This window comes from Dietzia sp. CQ4 (genome assembly GCF_014145125.1).
GTDB lineage: Bacteria > Actinomycetota > Actinomycetes > Mycobacteriales > Mycobacteriaceae > Dietzia > Dietzia natronolimnaea.
Window position 1 is genome coordinate 1 of sequence record NZ_JAALDZ010000346.1, and the last position, 17135, is coordinate 17135.

16 protein-coding genes are annotated in these 17135 nt (G+C 68.3%); all 16 read right to left on the reverse strand.

Annotated features, from left to right (window positions below; genetic code table 11):
• Positions 1-131: SDR family NAD(P)-dependent oxidoreductase (locus G6031_RS19005; RefSeq protein ID WP_182653846.1), on the reverse strand; the 131-nt coding region annotated here is incomplete at its 3' end.
• Complete coding sequence (locus G6031_RS16435) at positions 131-895, reverse strand: glucose 1-dehydrogenase (protein ID WP_179525679.1); 765 nt, start codon at positions 893-895, stop codon at positions 131-133. The genes G6031_RS16435 and G6031_RS19005, both read right to left, overlap by 1 nt.
• 2 nt (positions 896-897) lie before the next feature.
• The gene (locus tag G6031_RS16440) at positions 898-2118 is read right to left on the reverse strand and encodes an acyl-CoA dehydrogenase family protein (RefSeq protein WP_182653847.1); all 1221 of its coding nucleotides are present in this window, start codon (positions 2116-2118) and stop codon (positions 898-900) included.
• Between the two features lie 31 nt (positions 2119-2149).
• Complete coding sequence (locus G6031_RS16445) at positions 2150-3172, reverse strand: phosphotransferase family protein (protein ID WP_182653848.1); 1023 nt, start codon at positions 3170-3172, stop codon at positions 2150-2152.
• Complete coding sequence (locus G6031_RS16450) at positions 3169-4428, reverse strand: acyl-CoA dehydrogenase family protein (protein ID WP_179525682.1); 1260 nt, start codon at positions 4426-4428, stop codon at positions 3169-3171. Before G6031_RS16450 ends, G6031_RS16445 begins: the two co-directional genes overlap by 4 nt.
• Positions 4425-5582 (reverse strand): thiolase family protein, encoded by a 1158-nt coding sequence (locus tag G6031_RS16455; protein ID WP_182653849.1) that lies wholly within the window; start codon positions 5580-5582, stop codon positions 4425-4427. The genes G6031_RS16450 and G6031_RS16455 overlap by 4 nt, the downstream gene beginning before the upstream one ends.
• Complete coding sequence (locus G6031_RS16460) at positions 5582-5998, reverse strand: OB-fold domain-containing protein (protein ID WP_182653850.1); 417 nt, start codon at positions 5996-5998, stop codon at positions 5582-5584. The genes G6031_RS16455 and G6031_RS16460 overlap by 1 nt, the downstream gene beginning before the upstream one ends.
• 54 nt (positions 5999-6052) lie before the next feature.
• Entirely contained in the window at positions 6053-6841 is a 789-nt protein-coding gene (locus tag G6031_RS16465; RefSeq protein ID WP_182653851.1) for an enoyl-CoA hydratase/isomerase family protein, read from the reverse strand.
• Positions 6842-6966: 125 nt separating this feature from the next.
• Positions 6967-8076, reverse strand: a complete 1110-nt coding sequence (locus G6031_RS16470) for an ABC transporter ATP-binding protein (RefSeq protein ID WP_179525686.1) — start codon at positions 8074-8076, stop codon at positions 6967-6969.
• A gap of 82 nt (positions 8077-8158) precedes the next feature.
• On the reverse strand, positions 8159-9832 hold the full coding sequence (locus G6031_RS16475) for an iron ABC transporter permease (protein ID WP_182653852.1): 1674 nt from the start codon (positions 9830-9832) through the stop codon (positions 8159-8161).
• A 100-nt stretch (positions 9833-9932) separates the two neighbouring features.
• Complete coding sequence (locus G6031_RS16480; RefSeq protein WP_182653853.1) at positions 9933-10985, reverse strand: extracellular solute-binding protein; 1053 nt, start codon at positions 10983-10985, stop codon at positions 9933-9935.
• A 133-nt stretch (positions 10986-11118) separates the two neighbouring features.
• Positions 11119-12174, reverse strand: coding sequence for an extracellular solute-binding protein (locus G6031_RS16485; protein WP_182653854.1), 1056 nt, complete (start codon positions 12172-12174; stop codon positions 11119-11121).
• Between the two features lie 213 nt (positions 12175-12387).
• Positions 12388-13440 carry an extracellular solute-binding protein gene (locus tag G6031_RS16490; protein WP_182653855.1) on the reverse strand — a complete coding sequence of 351 codons (1053 nt, stop codon included), beginning with the start codon at positions 13438-13440 and terminating at the stop codon, positions 12388-12390.
• A 122-nt stretch (positions 13441-13562) separates the two neighbouring features.
• A complete protein-coding gene (locus G6031_RS16495) occupies positions 13563-14924 on the reverse strand; it encodes a DUF1214 domain-containing protein (protein WP_347238516.1) in 1362 nt (453 codons plus the stop codon).
• Positions 14870-16255 (reverse strand): DUF1254 domain-containing protein, encoded by a 1386-nt coding sequence (locus tag G6031_RS16500; RefSeq protein ID WP_182653857.1) that lies wholly within the window; start codon positions 16253-16255, stop codon positions 14870-14872. Before G6031_RS16500 ends, G6031_RS16495 begins: the two co-directional genes overlap by 55 nt.
• Positions 16256-16328: 73 nt before the next feature.
• Positions 16329-17123 (reverse strand): SDR family NAD(P)-dependent oxidoreductase, encoded by a 795-nt coding sequence (locus tag G6031_RS16505; protein ID WP_182653858.1) that lies wholly within the window; start codon positions 17121-17123, stop codon positions 16329-16331.
• Positions 17124-17135: the final 12 nt, after the last annotated feature.

The following is a 17135-nucleotide window of genomic DNA, read 5'->3' on the forward strand; positions in this document are numbered from 1 at the left end:
CGGGCGGCGGCGATCACCGTCGCGCCCGCCGCCGCGAGGGTGCGGGCGAAGCCCTCCCCGAGTCCGGAGGACGCGCCGGTCACGACCGCGACCCGCCCGGTGAGGTCGAAGAGCTCGGTCGGGTTCGACATCAGTAGACCGCCGTCCGTCCGCCGTCCACGGGGATCAGCGCGCCCGTGGTGTAGCCGGCCTGATCGGAGGCCAGGTGGACGACCAGACCCGCGATCTCGGCCGGGTCACCCAGGCGGCCGGCCGGGAGCCGGTTGACCACCAGGCCGAGGAACTCGGAGTCCCAGTCCGCCGCCATGTCCGAGGCGAAGGCGCCGGGCATGATGCAGTTCACCCGCACCGAGGGTGCGTACTCCTGGGCGAAGGCGCGGGTCAGGGCGTTGAGGCCGTTCTTGGAGGCGGCGTACGTGGCCTCCGGTGGGCTGGGACGCTCGGCCCCGATACTGGAGATGTTGATGATCGAACCGCCTCCGGCCCGCACCATCCGGTCCCCGGCGACCGCCATGAGGCGGAACGGGCCCTTGAGGTTGACGTCGATGGTCTTGGTGAACAGCGCCTCGGAGACCTCGAGGGCGGACGGCGCGAGCGGCGCGATCCCGGCGTTGTTGACCACCACGTCGATCGAACCGTGGTCGCGGACGATCCGGTCCACGGCTGGCTCGATCGCGTCCCAGTCGCCCACGTGCAGCGCCAGCGGGTACGCCGTCTGTCCGGTGGCGGCGGTGATCTCGGCGGCCACCGCCTCGCACTGGTCAGCCTTGCGGCTGGAGACGATCACCGTGGCGCCGGCCTCGGACAGGGCCAGCGCCATCGCCTTGCCGAGGCCGCGGGTCGCGCCCGTGACGAGCGCGACCTTGCCGGCCAGGAGGGTGGGGTTCCCGCTCATGATCAGTCCTCCGTCGTGGTGGGGGTGTACTTCGTGAGTTCGAGTCGCGCCATGGTGCGCAGGTGGACCTCGGTGGGGCCGTCCGCGATCTGCAGTGCGCGGGTGAGGGCGTAGAACCGACCCAGCACATTGTCGTCGCTCACGCCGGCGGCGCCGAAGGTCTGTACGGCGCGGTCGACCACCTTGTGAGCGGTCTCCATCGCGGACACCTTGATCGCGGCGACCTCGGACCGGGCGGCGGCGTTGCCGCGGGTGTCCATCAGCCAGGCGGCCTTGAAGGTGAGCAGGCGGATCTGGTCGATCTCGATCCGGCTCCGGGCGATCCACTCTCGGACCACCCCTCGCTTGGCGAGCGGCTCGCCGAACGCGACCCGGTCCTGCGCGCGCTGGCACATCAGCTCGAGCGCGCGTTCGGCGATGCCGATCCCGCGCATCGCGTAGTGCATCCGGCCGGGCCCCAGACGGCCCTGGGCGATCGCGAAACCGTCGCCCTCCTCGCCGAGCATGTTCCCGGCCGGTACCCGCACGTCGGTGAACGTCACCTCGCCGTGGCCCAGTCGATCGTGGTACCCCAACATCGGCAGGTCGCGGACGATCTCGATCCCCGGGGTGTCGGTCGGGACGAGAATCATGGACTGCTGCCGGTAGGCGGGCCCGTCCGGGTCGGACTTGCCCATGACGATCATGAGTCGGCAGTCCGGGTCCAGGACGCCCGAGGAGTACCACTTGTGGCCGTTGATCACGTACTCGTCGCCGTCGCGCAGGATGGTGGTGCCGATGTTGCGGGCGTCCGAGCTCGCGACGTCGGGCTCGGTCATCGCGAACGCCGAACGGATGTCGCAGTTCAGCAGCGGCATCAGCCACTGCTGCTTCTGCGCCTCGGTCCCGTACATCGCGAGGATCTCCATGTTGCCGGTGTCCGGCGCCGAGCAGTTGATGGCCTCGTTGCCGATGATGGACCGTCCGACGATCTCCGCGAGCGGGGCGTACTCGAGATTGGTCAGGCCCGCACCGAGTCCGTCGTGGGCCATGAAGAGATTCCACAGTCCCTGCTCGCGGGCGATGGCCTGGAGGTCCCGCATGACCTGTGGCTGCTCGTGCGGATTGTCGTTCTCCGCGATCTGCCGGTCGTACACCTTCTCCGCGGGGTAGACGTGCTCGTCCATGAACGCGTACAGCTTCTCGGCGAGCTCCGCCGTACGGTCGGAATAGGCGAAATCCATCGTGTTCTCTCGTTTCTCGGGTGGTGCCGCGTCAGGTCAGCCGGTCGATGCCGGTGACGATGAGCCGGCGGATGGTCTCGGGCAGCAGCTCCTGCGCCGGGTCGTGGTGCCGACCCTCGCGGTGCCGCCGCAGGTTGTGCCCCATGATGGCGGCCATCTTGAACCTGCCCAGGGCGTCGAACCAGGGGAAGTCGGACAGCGCGCCGGCGGTGGCGCAGTAGATGTCGATCAGCTCGCCGGGCTCGGGCAGGCCGGCGACCTCGCGTCCCACGCCGGGGAAGTTGGTGCCGTCGGCAAAGACGAGGAACCACCCGAGTTCGACCCGCGGGTCGCCCGGGCTCCAGATCTCCCAGTCGATCAGCGCCGCGGGCTCCGTCCCGTCGGAGAGGATGTTGCCCAGCCGGTAGTCGCCGTGGACCAGCACCGGGGCGACCGGCTCCGGGATCGCGGCGGTGAGCAGTGCCTCGAGCCGGTCGGCGTCGGGGACCAGTTCGGGTGGGACCGCGCCCATCGTGCGGACCCAGCGGGCGAGTTCGTCCGCGGGGGTGAGCACCTCTCCGTCGATCGGCAGTGAGTCCAGCGGCACCGCGTGCAGCGCGGGAAGGATCTCCGCGGCCCGCCGCATCCGGGCGGCCGCGAGCGCCGGCTCGACTGCCGGGTCGTCGAGGACCGGCTCGAGTGACTCCCCGCGCACCAGGTCCATCGCGAACCAGGCCGGGGACTGGTCGTCGGTGGCCCGGATGCCGGGGACCGGCACGGCGGTGTCGGCGAGCGCGGACATGATGCGCGCCTGCCGGAGCATGTCGTGCCGTCCGACGGCCTTCTGTCCCGGAGGCACCGACTTGATCACGAACTCCTCGGTGGCGCCCGCGATGCGGTACGTCAGCCCGGAATGTCCTCCCAGCATGGGATCGAGCGGCCCGAACGGGCCCCGGGCCCCCTGGTCGACGAGCCCGGTGATCACCCGGTCGCGCAGCCGCGACTCGTTCGCGCTCGCGTCGGTCGTGCTCGCGTCGGTCGCGCTCGCGCCGTCGGCGGTTTCGGAGGTCGTCATGGCCGTGGCTCCCGGGGAAGACCGAGCACCCGCTCGGCGAGGATGTTGTGTTGGATCTCGTCGGTGCCGCCCGCGATGCGGTAGCCGGGAGCGCCGAGCACGTGCTCGGTCCACGCCCAGGTCCCCCACTTCTCGCTCCGGAGGCTCAGTTCCGGGCCGAGGAGCAGCCGTACGGCCTCGGAGGTGCGGGCCATCGTGTCGGTGGCGAGCAGTTTGCCCACCGACGCCTCGGGGCCGGGCTCGCGACCGGCACCCACCGCCGCCGCGACCCGCATCCCCACCAGTCGCTGGACGAAGCTGCGGGTGACGAGGTCGGCGACCGCGTCCCGTTCCAGTGCGTCGAGTTCGCGACCGGCGTTGCGTGCCAGCTCGACCGCCTGGTCGGCGTTGTCCAGCCCCAGGTTGCCCGAGTCCAGGCGTTCGGCCGCCAGGACGGTGAGGGCGACCTTCCAGCCCTGGCCGACCGGGCCCAACCGGTAGCGGTCGTCCAACTCGACGTCGTCGATCAGGACCTCGTTGAACGAGGTCCCGCCGGTCATCTGCCTGATGGGGCGGACGGTGACACCGGGTGCGTCCATGGGGACGATGAACATGGTGAGGCCCTGGTGCTTGGGCACATCCGGGTCGGTGCGGCACACCGCGACGCCGTAGTCGGCGACCCTCGCTCCGGATGTCCACACCTTGGACCCGTTCAGCACCCAGCGCCCGTCCTTCTGCACGGCGCGGGTGCGTACGGCGGCCAGGTCGGACCCGGCCTCGGTCTCGGAGAACAACTGGCAGGCGATGAGGTCGGTCCGGAGCATCGCGCGGACGTACTCCGCGCGCTGGTCCTCCGTCCCCCATTGCGCGATCGTCGGGGCGATGAGCTGCTGGGTCACCGGGAACATCTCGGTGCGCTGGGGGAGGTCGTAATCCGCCTCCAGCCGACGGAAGGCCAGGTCGTAGGCGATCGGCAGGTCCCGGCCGCCGTACTCGGCCCCCCAGGTGACGGCGCCGTATCCGGCGTCGAACTTGGCCTGCTCGTACGCACGTCGTCGGTCGGTCTCCTCGCGTTCCTGCTCGGCGGACCAGTTCTCGAACACCACGACGCCGTCCGGGCCTTCGCCCCAGGGGCGCGCCTGGCGGGGGCTGGCGATCGACTCCAGCCACCGACGGGCCGAGTCGAGGAACCCCCGGAGCCCATCGTCCTGACCGACGCCGTCCTGATCGACGCCCTCCTGCTCGGTGTCGTGCTGCTCGGTGGTGGTGCCGGTCATCGCCGGCCTCCTTCCAGGACGGTGCACGCGCTGATGCCGGGCGCGCCGTAGACGTGGGTGAACCCGAGCCGCGGGTCGCCGGGGACCTGACGTTCGCCGGCCTCGCCGCGCAACTGGGTGACGATCTCGTGGACCTGACGCAGGCCGGAGGCGCCGATCGGCTCACCGTTGGCCAGACATCCGCCGTCCGTGTTGACGGGCAGGCGGCCGCCGATCTCGGTCTCCCCGCGCTCGAGCATCCCCTCCTGCTCCCCGTCCTCGCAGAAGCCGCACTCGGCGAGGTGCATGATCTCCGCGCCCGACTCGGTGTCCTGGAGTTGGGCCACGTCGATGTCCGCCGGGGACACGCCCGCGGTCTCGAACGCGCGGGCCGCCACCACGGTGCTCACACTGCTGGGCTCGCCCTCGCCCTGGACGGACGGGGCGAAGACCTCGAAGGACCCGAACGGCCGCGTACCCGTGGAGACCGCGCGGACGGCGACCGCGCGGCCGCCCATCCGGGCCGCGACCGACTCGGAGGCGAGCAGGATCGCGGCACCGCCCTCCCCCGGGTTGCAGAACATGAACTGCGTGAGCGGGTCGTTGACCATCGGCGAGGCGGCGATCTCCTCGAGCGTCTTGGGATCGCGCCGCCAGGCGTTCGGGTTGAGCGAGCCGTTGCGGTAGGCCTTCTCCGCCACCCGGGCCAGCGTGGTCTCCGAGATGCCGTGACGGGCCATGTACCGCGTGATCTTCATCGCGAAGAACTGGGTGGTGACCATGAGCCCGTGGGAGCCGTAGCCCTCGGTCAGGCCCCACTCCTCCGGCTTGGGGTCGAACGCGCCGCGGGGGTGCTTGTCGAACCCTACGGCGAGCGCCACCTCGGCGGCTCCGGAGCGGATCGCGTTGATGGCGGAGACGAGGGCGCTGCCCCCGGTCGCGCACCCGTTCTTGACGTTGGTGAACGGGATCCCGGTCAGGCCCAGATCGGCGACGAGCGTGTCCGCGAGCCCCGAACCGTCGCTGCCGCCGAAGGCGATCTGGACGTCGGACCACTGAAGGCCGGCGTCGGCGAGCGCGGTGCGGATGGCGGTGACGGCCATCTGGCGGCCGGTCACCCCGTCCTGTCGGCCGAACTTCGACAGCCCGGCGCCGACGATGTGTACGTCCGACATCAGACCTCCTCGGTGGTGGTGGCGACAGTGGTCGCGGAAGCGTTCTCGGTGGCGAGCGGGCCCGCGAGCGCGAAGCTCGGCACCGGATCGGACTCCACCAGGACGACCTCCCGGCCGATCAGGTCGAGGGGCGACGTGCCCTCCAGCAGGGCCTCGACCTTGACGCCCTCCGGGAGTTCGACATAGCCGACCGCGTACGGGCGGAAGCCCCCGGACGGCGGTACGTACGGCGGCGACTTCGGGGGGAACCGCTGGATGGTCGCGGTCCACACCGTGCCGGTGGTGGACAGGTCGAGTCCGGTGGTGTCGGACCCACCGCAGCGCTGACAGCTCACGGAGGCGGGAAACGCCACGGTCGCGCAGTGCTCGCACCGACTCCCCCGCAACCGCGGTGAGAGGGTCTGGTTCTCGGCCATCGTGTGCACTCCTGGTTCCGTAGAATTTTCCCGCTCCGTGATCAGACCGTCAGTTCAGCGGCCGACCCACTTCGGCTCACGCTTCTCGAGGAACGCCTGCACGCCTTCCTTGCCGTCCGCCGACTGCAGGGCGTTGCCCACGGCGAGGTGCTCCATGATCATGAGCGACTTGACGTCGGCGTCGAGGCCCTGGTTGATGGCCATCTTGGTGAGCTTCATCATGAACGGGCTCTTGTCGGTCAGCGTCCCGATGAACTGCTCGACGCACGCGTCGAGCTGGTCGGCGGGGGCCGAGTCGTTGATGAGGTCGAAGTCCTTGGCCTCCTGGCCCGAGAGCAGCTTGCCCGTGAGCATGAGCTCCTTGGTCTTGCGCAGGCCGATCATCCGCGGGAGGCGGTAGATGGGGCCGGCGCCACCGAAGAGGGCGCGACGGATGTGGAAGTCGCCGATCTTGGCGTCGTCCGAGGCGATCGCGAAGTCGCACGAGATCATGAGCTCGAAGCCACCGGCGGTGACATAACCCTCGAGGACGGCCACCGACGGCGTGTTCATCGAGTAGAGGCGGTCGCACACCTGGGCCGAGAGGACGCCGACGTCCATGGCATTGGTGGTGCCGACGAAGTCACCCAGCAGCTCGTTGAGGTCGAAGCCCGAGCAGAACTGGTTCTCCACGCCACGCAGGACCAGGACCTTGAGCTCCGGGTCCTCGTCGACCTCCTTGATGATCTCGTCGAGGCGGTGGAGCAGCTCCACGGTGACGGCATTCTTGACGTGCGGGCGGTTGAGCCACACTCGGGCGACGTCGCCGTCCTTCTCCAACAGAACGTGATCGGTCTGAACCATGGTCTTTCCCTTTCGTGGAATTTCCTGAACTGGATTCAGTTCATGTTTACCGTGTCGTGATGGTCTAGTCAACCCTTCGGCTGAACTTGGTTCGATCGGGTCCGGTGCGGACCTGTCATGCCAGTTCAGACCAGTGAAGCGGTCTGGGTGAGCGGGTAGATCTTGAGGCTCTCGGAGCGGAAACTGATGACGACGGGCTCGCCCCTCTTCGACCGCCGGAGCCAGTCGCCGTGGACCGCCGCGGAGGCGCGCAATCGGTACTCCTCCGGCCCCGCGCCCACCTGGACGTCGTAGTACCGGCCGCCGAACTCGGCCGACAGCAGCGTGGCGTCGAGCGTGATCTCGTGGTGCGAGACGTCCTCGTCCGGCCGGTGCAGGGAGATGTCATCCGGCCACAGACGAGCGGACACGGCGCGATCGTCGCCCGTCTCGCACCGCAGCGGCAGTTCGGTGCCGGCGGCCGTGGTCCACTCCAGACCGGAGCGGTGGAGCTCGAGCCGGTTCGACATGCCGATGAAGTCGGCCACGTATTCGCTCACGGGGTGGTCGAACACGTCCTGCGGGGTCGCGAGCTGCTCGATCTTCCCCTGCTTCATGATCGCGAGGCGATCCCCGAGCGCGAACGCCTCGGAGTGGTCGTGGGTGACGAAGACCGCGCCGAACCCGAGCTCGTCGTGCAGTCGGCGGATCTCCGTGCGCACCTGGTCGCGCAGGAGCGCGTCCAGGTTGCTCAGCGGTTCGTCGAACAGGACGAGATCGGGCCTCGCCGCCATCCCGCGGGCGACGGCGATCCGTTGCTGTTGACCGCCGCTCAGCTGCGAGGGATAGCGGTCGAGCAGGTGGCCGCAATCGACCATCTCCGCCGCTTCCTCCACCCTGCCCGAGGCCAGTGCGTCCTTGAGCTTGCGCGCCTTGAGCGGGTAGGCGATGTTCTTCCGCACCGTCATGTTGGGCCACAGCGCATAGGACTGGAACACCATGCCGATGCTCCGCTTGTTGGGTGGCACGTTCACACGGTCGGCCGCGTCGAACACCGACGTGCCGTCGAAACTGATCGACCCCTTCTCCGGGGTCTCCAGGCCGGCGAGACACCGCAGAGTGGTGGTCTTCCCGCAGCCACTCGGCCCGAGGAGGACCAGGAACTCCCCGGCGTCGATCTCGAGATCGAGCTCGTCGACGACGACGTTGGTTCCGTACGTCTTGGTGAGACCGGAGATCTCGATTTTCGCGGTCATTGGTCTTCCTCACATTCACGCCGGCGGGATCGCTCGGCTCGGTCACCTATGAACAGGGCGGGCACGCGCCCGCGGGACGACATCACAGCTTCTCCAGGACGTTGCGGCCGCCGATCAACATCGCCACGGCGACTCCGGCACCCGTGACCGCCGACATGAGGATGGCCATCGCGGCGACGAGCGTGTAGGAGCCGTTGCTCCAGTGGTCGTAGAGCAGCGTGCCCATCACCTGGGTGGTCGCGGAGCGGACCATGAGCGAGGCCGCGAACTCGTGGGTCAGCAGGATGAACATCAGCGCGATCGAGCTGAGGATCGTCGGACGCAGCATGGGCAACGTGATCCTGGCCATCGTCGCCATCGGTCCGGCACCCGAGACCGCGGACGCCTCCTCGTACTTGTCGCCCATCGAGATGAGGGCGGTCAGTTGCATACGTGTGGCGAACGGGATCATGAGCACCACGTAGACGAGGATGATGACAGCCTTGGTGCCGTAGAGGATGAGCGGCGGTTCGGTGTAGGTCAGCAGGAAACCGACGCCGAAGATGACGGCGGGGATGCCCATCGGCAACGCCGTGATGAGGTCTGCGACGGTGCGCAGGATGCGCAGATCCTGTCTCCGCACCATGAGGTTCGCGACGCCGAAGCCGATGGGCACACAGATCAGCACGGCGACTATCGACGTCACGACGCTGGTGACGACCGAGTCGACGATGCCCGGGGTGGTGACCAGAGCCCTGTAGTTGCTCAGGGTGAACAGGTCCCAGGACAGCGTCCCCGACCAGAACGGGGTCAGCGACACGATGATCACACCGGCCAGCGGCAGGATGAGGGCGACCAGACCGTATACGGAGACGATCGCCGTGGCCCAGTGCGAGGACCCTCCGACCGGGGAGAAGGACTTGCCCCCGTGGGTGACGAACCGGGTCTGGTTGCCCAGGAGCGCCCGCTGACCGAACACGACGATGATGCCCATGATGACCAGCGGGGAACCCGCCGCCGCGGCGGCGCCGAAGTTGATGGGCGACTCCGAGGCCCGGAGGTACATCTCGGTGGCCAGCACCTTGACCCCCTCGTTCTGGCCCAACAGCAGGGGTGCGGTGAACTGACCGAGTCCGAGCAGGAGGGCGACGCCGGCCCCGTAGACGAGCGAGGGCCGGAGCAGGGGCAGGACGATCTTGAAGAACGTCCCGATGGTCGTGGAGCCGCTGATCTGCGCGGCCTCGAGATGCTCGCCGCTGATGTTCTGCATCCCCGCGCTGACGAACAGGTACACGAACGAGGTGAGGCTGAACCCGGTGATGATGATGATCCACGTGGGGCTGTAGACGTTCACCGGTCCGGATTGCAGATCGCTCCACCAGGGCAGCATCCGCAGCAGGATGTTGACGTAACCCGGCCCCGGGGAGAGCAGGAAGGCGAACCCCACGACGTTGGCGACCGACGGGATGACGATCGGCAGGATCGGGACCAGACGCAGGAAGCCCATCCGGCGCGGCAGCCGGGTGGTCGCGAAGGCCAGGACGGTACCGCACACCATAGCGATCACCAGGGAGAAGAACGCGAGTGCCGCGGTCGTCTGCAGGGTGTTGACGATGTCGGCCCGGCCGTACTGCGAGCGGTAGCCGGCGGCACCGTTCTCGAACGCCAGTGATTGGAGTTTGAAGAGCGGCCAGACCACCAGGTACGCCAGTACCAGGATCAATGGCACGTATATCAATCGGTGTCGCCACTGTGATCGCGAACCGGGACTTGTCATGTCGATCGGACCTCTGCTCGGAGTAGTACGCCGTGGAGTCGGCAGGCGGCGGAGAACCGGCCCGCGGCGAGGGGGGACCCCACCGCGGGCCGGTCGTGACTCAGCCCAGGAAGAGCTGTTCCCACTGGGCCTGGTACGCCTGGACCGTCTCGGGGTCGAGGGTGTCCGGGTCGCCCAGTTCGACGTCCTGCGCGGTGACGGTCGATCCCGGGACACCGGTGCCCGGGACGTCCGGGAGGACGGAGAGGTAGTCGGCCGAGATGGCCGCCTGTCCCTCGGGGGTGATGAGGAAGTCGGCGAGCAGCTGCGCCGCGTTCGGGTTCGGCGCCGACGCGAGCACGTGCGAGTACCACGGCACGCCCCACGGGTTCTCGGGGAGCGCGAAGTCGACCGGTGCGCCCTTGTCCTTCTCGGTCAGGACGTTGCTCGCGGCCATCGGTGCCACCCACACCTCACCCGAGGCCAGCGCCTGGGTGATCGCGACCGCACTCGAGTAGACGCGCGGGTTGGTGTCGGCGAGGCGATCGAGGAAGTTCTCGCCGTAGTCCACATCGATCTTGCGGTACATGTCGACGTAGGTCGGGATGCCGTTCGGGTTCTGGATGCCGACCTTGCCGTCGAACCGGGGGTCGAGGGCGTCGTCCGGCGTCTCCAACCCCTCGGGGACCTCCGCCGTGTTCCAGCCGAGGCCGAACACCGTCGCGCTGGTGAGGAAGAACTTGTCCTCGAGAACGCTCTCCTCGGGGTCGTAGTCGGGGTTCTCCAGAGAGGGGGCCACGACCTCGGCCGAGTAGTCGGTGTCGAAGCTGCGGTTGATCCACCCCGCGTCCGTGGTCATGTGGACGTCGGCGACCCCCGACCCGGTGGAGTTCTCCACCTCGATCTTCGGCAGGATGTCCGCGTCCGTTCCTCGGACGTAGGTGAGGGTGATGCCGGGGTACTCCGCCTCGAACGCCTGCTTGAGCGCCTCGAGGTTGTCCGGGGAGTGCGTGGAGTAGATCGTCACGCTGCCCTCCTCCTGGGCGGCCGCGACGATCTCGTCCCACGATCCCGCGAGCTCGGAGCCCGATCCGGAGTCCGAACCGCACCCCGACAGGATCAGCGCGAGCGCTGCCCCGCTGGCGACGGTGGCCTTGATTCTGGAAAAGCGCATCGCTTCCCTTCCTGTGGCGGCTGCTCCAGCGAGAGCCGAATTGAACTAACTTCAGTGAACTTTATGACCCACGTCACGCAATTGCAAGCGTGAACGTCCGTTAACTTCGGCGAATCCGCGGCGACGTGCACCGTCAGCCGAGAAAGCGCTTCTCCCAGTCGGCGACGTACTCCTCCACGGCGGTGGCCTCGAGGGTGTCTGGGGCCGCGAGGTCGATGTCCTGGGCGACGACCTCCGAGCCCTCCACACCCGTGCCCGCGATCCCCGGGAGCGCCGCGATGTAGTTCTTCGAGAGCGCGGCCTGCCCCTCCGGGGTGAGCATGAAATCCGCGAGCACCTGGCCCGCGTTCGGGTGGGGCGCGGCCGAGAGGACGTGCGAGTAGAACGGGATGCCGATGGGGTTCTCCGGCAGCGCGAAGTCGACGGGCGCGCCCTTGTCCCGTTCCGCCAGGACGTCCATGGACGCCCCGGGGGCGGCCCAGATCTCACCCGACGCGAGCGCCTGGGTGATCGCGGGCGCACTGCCGTAGATGCGGGGATTGACGCCGGCGAGCCTGTCGACGAAGCCCTCCCCGTAGTCGATGTCCATCCGGCGGTAGATGTGCACGACGGCGGGGAAGCCGGCGGGATTGACGACGCCGACCTTGCCGTCGAATCGGGGATCCAGTAGCTCCTCGGGGGATCCGAGCCCGTCCGGAACGTTCGACGTGTTCCACGCCAGGCCGATCGAGGTCGCACTGGTGACGAAGAAGGTGTCGTCGAGCACCCCGTCCTCCGCACGATAGGCCGGCTCGTCGATCGCCGGGGCGACCACCTCGGAGGAGTACCCCCCGGAATCGAGGCTGCGGTGGATCCACCCGGCGTCGGTGGTCATGTGGACGTCGGCCACGCCGTTGCCCGTCCGGTTCTCGACCTCGACCTTGGGGATGAGGTCGGAGTCCGTCCCGCGGACGTACGTGAGCGAGATCCCGGGATACTCGTTCTCGAACGCGGTCTTGAGCGCCTCCAGGTTGGCCGGGGCGTGATTGGAGTAGATCGTCACGCTCCCCTCATCGGTGGCGGCCGCGACTATCTCCTCCCACGAACCGGCGAGCGTCGACTCCTGCCCCCCGCCCGAGCCGCAGGCCGGGGCGACGACGGCGACCGTGGCGACTACCGCCAGTGCCGGGATAATTCTGGAGATTCTCATCCTGACCTTCTCTCTTTCCGGTACCGGGCCCTTGCCCGGCACCGATACCTGCATGAATGGATCGTGGTTCGTCATTCGCGGTACAGCGTGCGGCCGTTCGTGCGCTCTCCGCGGCCGGGTCGCCGGACAGCAATCGACCCGCTGGTCCCGCATCTCGGAACCAACGGGTCGGTGCACCTCACGGACCCCGGTGATCACGACGGGGGCACGCGGTCATCCCACGAACGTGCGCTCCCATTCGACCTGGTACTCCTCGACCGTCTCCGGATCCAGATCTTCGTGGTCGGCGAGGCCGATATCCTGGGCGATGACCGACGAGCCCTCCACGCCCGTACCCGGGATGTCCGGAAGCGCCGCGATGAAGTCGGCGGAGATCGCCTCCTGGCCCTGAGGCGAGATGAGGAAGTCGGCCAGGACCTGCGCGGCGTTCGGGCTCGGCGCGGAGGCGAGGACGTGGGTGTACCACGGCACGCCGAACGGCTTCTCCGGCAGCATGAAGTCGACCGGCGCACCCTTCTTCTTCTCCGTGAGAACGGTGCTGCCCGCCATCGGGGCCGCCCAGACCTCACCGGAGGCCAGCGCCTGGGTGACGGCCACGTTGCTCGCGTAGATCCGCGGCTCGACGGTCGCGAGGCGATCCACGAAGCCCTGGCCGTAGTCGCCGTCTATCTTCCGGTACATGTCCACGTACGTCGGCATGCCGTTGGGATTCTGGATCCCGACCTTTCCGTTGAACTTCGGATCGATGACATCGTCCGGCTCCGACAATCCTTCGGGGACGTTGACCGTGTTCCACCCCAGACCGAAGACCGTGGCGCTCGTGACGAAGAACTTGTCCTCGATCACGCTGTTCTCCGACTGGTACCCGGGCTGCTCCAGGTTCGGTGCCACGACCTCCGTGGAGTAGTCGGTCTCCAGACTGCGGTGGATCCACCCGGCGTCCGTGGTCATGTGGACGTCCGCCACACCCGTTCCCGTCTGGTTCTCGACCTCGATCTTCGGCAGAATGTCGGCGTCGGTTCCGCGGACGTACACGAGGGTGATGTCCGGGTACTCGGCCTCGAACGCCGTCTTGAGTGCTTCCAGGTTGGTCGGCGAGTGGCTCGAGTAGAGGGTCACGGTCCCTTCCCGGCCTGCGGCCTCGACGATCTCGTCCCACGATCCGGCGAGTTCGGACTCGGATCCGCCGCCCCCGCCGCAGCCCGCGAGCACGAGTGCGGCTGCGATCCCACCCGCCATGGCGGACCTGATCCTGGGTGCTCTCATCGGCGGTCTCCTCACGTCTGACTCCGGGACGGATTCCCAAAGTGAACTAGCTTCAGTTTCAGAACTATGGCATGGATCACGTCTGTGCGAAGGGTTTTCGATGGATCTCCGGTCGGGGTTCGTCAGCAGCAGCGAACCAGGGGCGGAGGGGTCCACTTCCCGTTCAGGCACTCCGTGCTCGGGCCGTACAGCCGCAGCATCAATCTGAATCCGCCCACCGGGGCGGGGAGCCAGTTGTCGCCGCCCCCGATCGGACTGTCGTGGGCGACGACCAGCTCGAGGGACCCGTCGGGCTCGTACCTCAGGTGTGGAGACCTGTCCCCCACGGCGTACCGTGACAGTGGGTTCGCCACCAGGAACCCCTCGGCGTGGTACATGGTCAGCGACCAGAAGTACGCCACGGGCGGAAGCTGATCCGGGGCGAAACGCAACCGATAGCTGTACCGACCCACCAGTCCGCGTCCGGCGCTGTCCACCTCGAGAACGGGGTAGAGAGCCTCCTCCGAGGGATTGATGTAGATCTGCGTCATCGCCACGACGGCGCGCAGCAGCCAGTCCTGACCGAAATCGACCCCCGCGTAGTTGATCATCCACCCGTTGCGGATCTCACCCGCGCCGGTCACACCCCGCCTCACCGTCGCCAGTCCCCGCGAGACGGCCTCGTCAAGCGCGGTGTCGGGGACCTCGCGCCCCACTGGTCCCCCCGGACTCCATCCCGAGGCGAGCAGGATTTCGCGGATGCCGGAGTCCACCGCCTCTGTAGGCACGTCCTCCAGTACCCGCGACAACTGGTCGAAGAACAACCGTCCGGGCCCGATGCCGGACGGGGACGGACGGCGGGACGGACCGGGTACCGGGGCAGCGGTCAATGCGCCCGGCCCCACAGAGGTCAGAGTGATCGCCTCCTGGAGGTCATGGACCTCCCGGAGGTCCTGCGGATCCGATGAGTCGACCATGATCCTCGCGGCGATCATGAGGTATCTGGAGGTGCACCTCAACTCCGTTCCGCCCTGTCCGGTGGACAGGCGCGGCTCCGTCAGCGACGGCGCCCAGTGGATCGTCACGGGCCCGAGATCGCCGCCGTTCGTGCGCTGCCCGATCGTGTCGCAGGTCGTGTCGACGTAGCCGAACTGGAGCGCGTAGTAGCGCCCGCCGAAGTCCGGAACATCGAGCCGGAGATCCCCGTCACCGAGGTCGACCCAGGCGACGCTGTAGAGGGTGTCCACGTTGGGGGCCACTCCTACGCGATAGCCGGGATCCGACAGCAGTTTCTGATGTCCGAACTCGCCGAGAGGCGCGGCCGCGGATCGTGCTGAGCCCCGTTCCCGGTCTGCATCCGGGTGCGTCATCCTCTCCCGCAACTGGAGCGAGCGAACGAGCGGGTAGCCCCAGACACACAGTCGTTCGAGGTCGGCGACCACCTCGCCGGTCACCCGACCGCCCGCCCGGGGGCGCCGAGCAGCTCCACAGGCTCCGGCGACCATCGACCCTCGAGCAATTCGGACGTGGGGCCATAGGTGCGCAGGACGAGGAAGAAGGGCTCCCGCGGTGCCGGCAGCACCCCGGCAGGTCCCTCACCCTGTCCGATGCCGGGGTCGATCCGGATCCGCACCGCACCGGAGCCGTCCGGCATCAGACCCGACGCGCTGCCCACGGAGTACCTGTCCCACGGGTTCCCGTGCACGCGACCGCTCTCGGCGAGATACAGCGTCAAGGACCAGAAGTACTCGACCGGCGGGGGCGTCCGCAGGAGCAGTTCGTACGCGCCGCGTGCACCGTCCAGGGGCTGGCCGTCGGACGAGACGTAGGTGTTGAATGACGTGTTCTCCTCGACCACGTTGGCTCCGAGTCCGACGTTGTTCATCACCGCCCGGGCGAGGAAGTTCATTCCGTGACGGCCCTTGTCCCTCACTCTGGTCCATCCACTGCCCAGCGGCTCTCCGAGCTGGGATCTGGACTCCCTGATCATCTCCATCGCCGACTCGAACCCGCGCTGGGCGGCCTCCGAGACCCACTCGCGCTCCGCGGGGACCGCCGCCGCGGGGTCGGACCCGATCCCGATCCCCCGGTACCGCGAGACCATCGCCTCTTCTCGCGCGGGGACACCGCACAATCCGATCACGGCGGTGAGTGCGGTGGCGAAGTCCGCCCACTTGCTCTCGACGCGAGCGGTGTCCACCACCGGGTAACGATCGGGGTTGATCCGGGACTCGTGACCCCGGATGCGGAACCCCTTCCGGATCCCGTCGGCCTCCTGCGTGCCGGCGGAACCGGTCACCTGCACCCGGAGCAACGCCCAGACGACCGGCGTCGCGACGATCATGACGTCCTCGCCGATCCTCGACGTCTCCGTGGCGTGCTCCGCCGTGCACAGGACGACCCTGAGCGGGCCGGAACCGTGGGTTCGGTTACTGATGTTCGAGGCGTTGCCGTGCATGTCGAACAGGTTGACGGTGTAGTACGTGTCCCCCACCGCGGGGATCTCCAGCTCCACCGGGCCGTCCTCCACGGTGATCCACCCGTTGGAGTACAGGGTGTCCACGTTGGGGACGCGGAACTCCGAGTAGTCCGGCCCGGCCAGACCGCGCCTGTGATCGAAGGTGTTGATCGGCGGTCCGTCGCCCGTGGTGCGTCCCCACACGAAGTCACTGAGTTGGGCGTATTGGAGGACTGCGGTCAGGCCCCACACCGTGGCGTCGAAGGCCAGGTGCTCCACCAGTTTCTCGGCCTGCGGCCGGCTGTGGGGGAAGAGGTCCGGAGATGCCGACTCCTGGTACTGACTGACGTCGGAGAAGTCGTACCTACGACTGTTCACGAATAGTCCTCCTGATCTGGGTTCTCGCCGGTGGATCACCAGCGGTGCGCGTGCCCTTGATGTCTCCCGGCCGTCAGACCGTGAACCGTCCCCCGTTGCTCAACAGCACCGCGCCGACGACGTTCGAGGCCTGATCGGAGGCCAGGTAGGTGATGCTCTCCGAGAGCTGCTCCGCGGTGGCGTAGCCGAACGCGCCACCCTCGTTCATCCTCGCGCGGACGGACTCCGGCGTCCGGGCGGCCATGGCGGTGTCGACCGGACCCGGGGCCACGGTGTTCACCCTGATCCCGAAGTGGATGACCTCCTTGGCCACGGCCTGGCTCAGCGCGTGGACCGCAGCCTTGGATGACGCGTAGTGCGGATACCCCACGAGGGTGTCGAACGCCGCCGACGACCCCACGGTGACGATCGCCCCTCCCCCTCCGGAGCGCATCGCCCGGACCGCTTCGCGCAGGATGTGGAAGGTGCCGTCCAGGTTGACGGCGTGGATCCGCCGCCACGTCGCGTCCTCCAGACGGGACAGCACATCCACCGGCTCACCCGTCTCCGCCGCCTCGTAGATGTGCGCTTTCGCCACGGGATCGTCGATGCCGGCCGCGTGGACGACCACGTCCACCCGTCCGTCGGTGTCCACGATCGTCCCGAAGAGCCGGCGGACGGCGTCCGGGTCGGCCACGTCCACCCCGTGTGCCGTGCCGCCGATCTCCTCGGCGACACGCCGCGCCGGCTCAGGCGCCAGATCCACCACGTGGACCCGGCTCGCCCCCTCTGCGGCGAGCTGCCTCGCCACGGCGGCGCCGATGCCCGATGCGGCGCCCGTGACCACGGCCACCTTCCCCGCGAATCTGCCCTGTTCAGTCATCGTCATCTCCGTGTCCTC